Annotated in this window: 5 protein-coding genes; 3 read left to right on the top strand and 2 right to left on the bottom strand. The window is 62.9% G+C overall.

Features of this window, described 5'->3' with window-relative positions:
- Together Q7L55_06060 and Q7L55_06055 are read left to right on the top strand one after the other, a co-directional pair.
- A partial coding sequence (locus Q7L55_06060) for a hypothetical protein (protein ID MDO8732121.1) occupies positions 1-211 on the top strand: 211 nt, incomplete at its 5' end.
- Positions 212-401: 190 nt separating this feature from the next.
- The gene (locus Q7L55_06055) at positions 402-659 is read left to right on the top strand and encodes a hypothetical protein (GenBank protein MDO8732120.1); all 258 of its coding nucleotides are present in this window, start codon (positions 402-404) and stop codon (positions 657-659) included.
- Between the two features lie 514 nt (positions 660-1,173).
- On the opposite strand, the gene Q7L55_06050 is transcribed toward Q7L55_06055, so the two are convergent.
- On the bottom strand, positions 1,174-3,999 hold the full coding sequence (locus tag Q7L55_06050) for an AAA family ATPase (protein ID MDO8732119.1): 2,826 nt from the start codon (positions 3,997-3,999) through the stop codon (positions 1,174-1,176).
- Between the two features lie 486 nt (positions 4,000-4,485).
- On the opposite strand from Q7L55_06050, the gene Q7L55_06045 reads away from it, so the two are divergent.
- Positions 4,486-5,169, top strand: a complete 684-nt coding sequence (locus tag Q7L55_06045) for a hypothetical protein (GenBank protein MDO8732118.1) — start codon at positions 4,486-4,488, stop codon at positions 5,167-5,169.
- A gap of 212 nt (positions 5,170-5,381) precedes the next feature.
- Here Q7L55_06045 and Q7L55_06040 read toward each other — a convergent pair.
- The coding region (locus tag Q7L55_06040; GenBank protein MDO8732117.1) for a hypothetical protein at positions 5,382-5,772 on the bottom strand (391 nt) is incomplete at its 5' end.

The raw sequence follows: 5,772 nt of genomic DNA, 5'->3' as shown, positions 1-5,772 counted from the left end.
TATGGAGCAGCCGAAGAAGCGAGGGGTGGGACGGCCGCGCGGGAAGCACTATCCGCGCGTGCTCGTGGCGTACGAGACGGAAGCCGGGGCGCGGCTGGTGGCAGAGCTGGCAGAGCGCCGGGGTACGAGTATCGCGAGCCTGCTGCGGCAGCTCGTGCGGGAGGAGGCGGCCCGGTTGGGCGTGAAGTGGCGGGAGGAAGAGCAGCCGTGAGCGAGGAGCCTGACGCCCTGGTGGTTAATTGGACGCAGGTCAACGAGCCGGAGGACCTGGATCCACTCGTTCTCGATCTTCTTCGGATACTCAGGAGAGAGGATGAGGCGAACGCTCGCCTTCGGGTGTGGGCGAGCTGCTGGCATGCGTGTAAATGGGCCATTCCCGCGCTGCGGGAGGAAGAGCAGCCGTGACCCCGGAACGCCTGGCGGAGCTCAAGCGGATGGCCTATGACCGCATGGTCACCAGGTACCACCAGCGCGGCCTACCGACTACGGGGCTGCGGCAGGTGCCGGTAATCGGCTGCGGTGACGAGTTCTCGCGCTGCGGGGAGCTGGGCTGCGAGGCCGTAGCGCTGGAGCTGATCGCAGAAATCGAGCGGCTCCAGGAAGAGAATCGCGCCCTGCACGAGGAATGCCTCGAATATCGTTACGGAGCAGACCTGTGAGCGAAACGGAGCGCCTGAAGAAACGTACGTCTATGCGGCGCTGGGGGGATGATCGCGGACACGTCTGGACCTTAAATCCAAACGGTGAGACGGATTACGAAGAGCCGGTTGACGGGCATGGGGGTCCTCGCTGCACACGCTGCGACTATTGGTTCTGCCAGCACTGCCACGATGGCCCCCAGGAAGATTGCGAGCCGGATGATGAGCCGTGAGTAACGCTGAGGAGACGTTTCCGTGCCCGCGCTGCGGCGGCACGAATGGGCAGATGGTGCGCGCCAGGAGGGACTACGACGACGGCTATGAGCGGTTCGTTGACCTGTCTCGGGCTAAGGTACGGTCGTCGACCCTCTCCACCTACGGCTCCTTCGTGTGCCCGTGTGGGATGCTGTGGGAGGCCGGCGGCGCAGGGTACACCATCGTGGAGAGCTATCCCGCCGATCTGCGATGGCCACTGGGCCGCCTGGTGCGGATGAAAAGCTACCAGCCGTGAGCCATCGTCCCGCCCGGTGCGATATTATCGCTGCATCGACTTCCGCAGGTTGAAAGCAGCTTCCCCGCCTTCCATGATGGCCTTAATGGCCTCTCGAACTGTCGGAACGTCGATTGCGCCCTCTCCTGCAATAATTCCGCGTGACTGGTCTCCGGCTGCTCGGTGGTCACACCAGACAACCAGTTCGGCATCCCCGTTCACGACAAGATTCGCGTTGTGGCTCGAAAAGATGAGTTGGCGCCTCTTCTTCGCTTGCCAAACCTGCTCGACTATCTCTAGCATCACCGGATTATCAAGGTCTTCTTCGGGCTGGTCAATGATTAATGGTGGCCCGGCTTCGTTGAGGAGGGTTCTGAGTAGCGCTGTAGCCTGCTGTCCTGCTGAGGCATTCTGAAACGGAATGTATTCGTTCTCGCGCGCGCGGTACTCGAACACTGGGACGCTCTTGATGGGTGTGAGCGAAAGCGATAGCCACGCCTCTGGCTTGAGGCTGCGGGCGATGCGGTCAAGGTCGCCCGCAGGAATGCCAGCCGCGGCAAGTACGGGGGTTTCCGGTCTTCGCTCAATAGCGTCCCGTTCCGTATCGTATTCCGCAAGCGTTTCCAGTTCGTTTAATACAGCATTCCATTGCACGTTGGTGTCGGGGGCTCCTGCGATCGAGTCACCAAGAGCTTCAAACTTCGAACTCTGTACGCGTGAGCCGATAAGAGCTTGGCGACACCCATTCACGAAATCCGTTGCGTCTGACTGACGCCTCACATGTGCGCGTACTGCGCCTCCCGAGCTTTGCGTCAGGCCTTGGCATTGTGCGTCAAGCAGGTCGTCATGGTCCCTAAGTAGGGTCTCCCATGCCTCACGCTCGACCTGATAGCCTGTTTCCGCTGCCGTAAGACTACGCAGTTCATCACGCACACGCGCCATGTCTCGGACATGTTGGTCTAATTGCTCCTCGATATCCCGGAGCTGCTTCATTTTCTCGCTGTGGGCAGACGAACGCTGCACGGCAGCCTCATACGAGGTCTTGAACGCCGACAGTTTCTCAGACCAGTGGTGCCAAGGGGTAACGGCGGGTGCACCTTCGCGTGCGACCGTGATCAGGTCGGCGCGTCTCACGAGAGCGTCCAGGTTGGTCTTCGCTTCGGACAGAAGATTCAGGTATTCAGCGTGAGCGGCTTCGAGGATAGCCGCCTCAGGCTCGGCCGGTGGAGTATCCGGCTGCGTGAGATAGAACTCGATTGTAGCCGAGAGACCAGCAGCTTCCTTTCTGACCGCGGCCGTCGCAGTTTGCCAGACGCGGAGGGAACGGTCGGCAGCATCGAAGACTTTCCCTTTATCCAGAAGTGCCCGGTCCTCTTCGGATAGGCCGGTTAGCGCTGCCCGGAGTGTGTCTGCCTGGCCGGTTAGAGACTGTTCCTCTAGTTCCCGCTTCTGAAGCGTGTGTGAGAGGCTCCGTTGTCGCCGACGGGTCGCGTGGGACTGGCGGATACGTTCGGCGCGGTCAGATGCCTGCTGCTCGATGCGGTGAAGCTCGTTTCGGATCGGTGCCGTGATGAAGCGCGACAGCTCATCCACACGGACACTGACATCGCTGAGCTGCTTCTGGCTGTAGGCCTGAATGGGCAGAAGCGTGCGCACCTCATCTTCCGTGCAGGGCCGCATAGCGTCACTGCCAATCTTTATCTGAAGCGCCCCATCCTGGCTGTTGCGGCGTACTGCATGAGCGACGCCGTTAACGTCGAACTGCACTTGGACAGTGGCGTTGACCGGCTTAAGCGTTTGTTCGATGAGCCGGCTGCGGCGCGCCTGGTAATTGGGAGTGTCATCGTCCGTAGCACTCGGCGGCTGATCGCACAGAGCCCAACGCAGATATTCAAGGATCGTGGATTTGCCGGTCCCGCGGCCACCGATCAAGGCGCTGTATTGAGGGTTGAGGTCGAGCTCGATGGGGCCGAGAAAGACACTGTTGCTGACGCTGAGACCCGCCACGGCGACTGCGGGGAGCTGCGGTGCCTCTTGCGAAACGCGTGATTCCTGAGCAAGGCATGCCTGACGGAGTGCCTCGGCCGTGGGTAATGCCCACTTTACCCAGGTCGAAACCCGGCCGAGAGCGCGATGGTCTTCGAATCGGTTGTCGGAAGTCTGGAATACTGCGACTCGCTTATTCCCCCACTCCTTGACCTTGCCATCAACGATGTTACGGTTGCCTTGCCCCAGCTTGGTGATGTCCCCATCGACATACCCGCCGACGCACGGCATCTCGCAGTACTTCGCCGCCTGGCCCTTCCGTAGGAGAGAGAACTGGCCACACTCGCCGACATGAGGAAATATAATGTAGCGGTCCTTGAGATACGTGTGTTTGTCCAGCTCCTCCTTGAGCTGCCTTAATGACTGAATATGGGTGAGGCGCTGGGTGGTTGAGGTTTTTGCAGCCGTAACAACACTGGGCGTGAGCGCGAGAGCCGTCATGGCAAGAGCGAACATGTCGGCAGGAAAATCGGCATCAAAGATGAGAAGCGCCTGGCATGGGACGCTGAGGGTCAGTTCCATGCCAGGGAATACTGCAAGTCGTTGTTCGTTGGCCAGGGGGTTCCCGTGCGGGTCCGTTTCCTCGGCTGCGGCGGTTCGGACATATTCAACAAACGCCATATCGTGATGATCCGTAATGGCGATACCCTGAAGTCCACGCTCCCGGCAAGCCCGCACGAGCAGCCCGGCGTAAGCACCGCGTTCAGCGTCGGTGATGCGGTCGATGCCAGTCCAGTTGCTGTCACGAGGCGTGTGGACCTGCAGGTCACAGCGATAGAAATGTGCGCCTTTGTCGGGGCCGTAGGGTTTGGCGTTGGTGGGCATCAAGTTTGTCGGGGATGTAGTTCGGGGGTGTGTCGAACCTTTAGCGCCGTGAGGCATTCGTGCGTAACGGAGTCTGGTGGGCTGATCAGGCGCGCCGAGGAGGACCTCATATTGCTCCACAACAAGAAGTAGAATATCGCATTGGAGGCGGTTGCGAGCCAGCCCGAGCGCCTTCCTTTGATAGCTGGGGGCAAGCAGCGGAGGGGTCCGCGCTGTAAAGGGTCCGTAGGACAGCGCTTGCCCTTTACAGCGCGGACCCCGGAGCGCACCATCATCGGCAAAGGGAGGCGCGGGTAGGCGCCCGGATGGCGCAGGCGCGGGCTGCGGATTACCGGCACGCCCCGGGCGGCGCACACGGCCAGGAGGCTCTCCAGGGTGGCGGGGGAGGGCAGGGCGTGCTCCTGCCGGAGGCGGGCAGCGTAGTAGGCGGGGGACATGGCGGGCAGATTCGGGCTGTGCGATAATCTACGGTAGGAGGACCCTGACTTGTTTGAATCCATGACTGCAGGCGCGCCCGCGCGCGCCGCCGCGCCGACGCACATTCGCCCCGCCCGGAACCGCTTCTCGGTGCTCGGTCTGTATCCCGGCTGGCTGCGGGGACGCCCGACTGATGAAGAACTCGTACCGGACGCCCCGGAGCGCATCCGGGAGGCCAGCGAGTTCGGTCGCACCTTCGACCCTGAAGCGGGCGCTGATCTCTGGTTCACGGACTACGCCGTCAAAGCGTGCGAGGAAGCGATCCGTAATGCGGAGTACGCCGACACCAAAGCGGAGAAGCTGATCGGGTTCATCGGGGCTCTCACCGCCATCGTGGTGGCGATCCTGTCGAAAGACGCGGGGGTTGTGGACTGGCGCCTGCCGCTGCTCGCCACCCCGGCGGTGGCGTGTGCCCTGGCGTCGGTACGGATGGCGCTGCTGGCCCACGCGCCCGCGTCGCAATACGACCTGCCGGACATCGAGAACGCGGTGAAGTACATCCCCTTCTTCCGGGAGCGTGCCCGCAGCGCGTTTATCGGGAAGCTGCACTGGACGCGCGAATGTCAGCGGATCACGTGCGAAGCGAAGGCCGCGCTGCTGTCCCAGGCATATCGCTGGGGCTGGTTGGCGCTGCTGCTGCTGGTGCTGCCGCTAGTCCTGGCGTCGCTGCCGCCGGCGGGCGCGCCCCGATAACGACCAGCACGCACCATCAGCGTTTTTCGGGACGGTCCAGGCGCAGGGCATCACCGGGGGGGCGGGACTTCTCGGTGATCCGCGGCGGGTCCACGCGCGGATCAGGCGGAACTGCCGCGGGCGCCGGGCTGGGTGCCGGCGTCCGTGGCGCATCCTGTGGCGGCTTCGGGTCAGCCATCAACATCCCTCCCGGGCGCACGCGCCCTCTCTAGCTACCTCCCGGCGCGCCGCCGCTTCTCGGAGAGGAACGCGCGGGCGACCCGGTTCAGCACTTCGCGATCGTGCGGGCTGAGATTCTCGGCGCCGTGGAAGCCGCTCACGTCCACCTCATCGAACTCCGGCTCGTACGTCAGCTCCTCGGCGTGCGTCACCACCGTCCGCACCGAGTCCGTGAGACTCGGCTCGATGCGCGGGTAGCCGGCCAGCTCCAGCCACTCGTTCACGTCGAGCCCGAAGCCTTGTGCGAACTGAATGACGGTCGGCATCGACGGCACATAACCGGACGCCATGCGGCTCACGGTCACGTGGTCTAGGCGGGTGCGGCGCTCCTGCGCCCGATAGCCGAGGCCGTGCTTCTCCAGAACGAGCCTCACCGCGCTCCCG

Source organism: Actinomycetota bacterium (assembly GCA_030650795.1).
In the GTDB taxonomy this organism is placed as follows: Bacteria; Actinomycetota; Actinomycetes; order S36-B12; family S36-B12; genus UBA11398.
This window is presented reverse-complemented; position numbering and strand designations above follow the sequence as displayed.

Excerpts from the sequence above, each read along its gene's own strand:
- Q7L55_06050 (MDO8732119.1), bottom strand. The coding sequence starts at position 3,999 with ATGCCCACCAACGCCAAACCCTACGGCCCCGACAAAGGCGCACATTTC.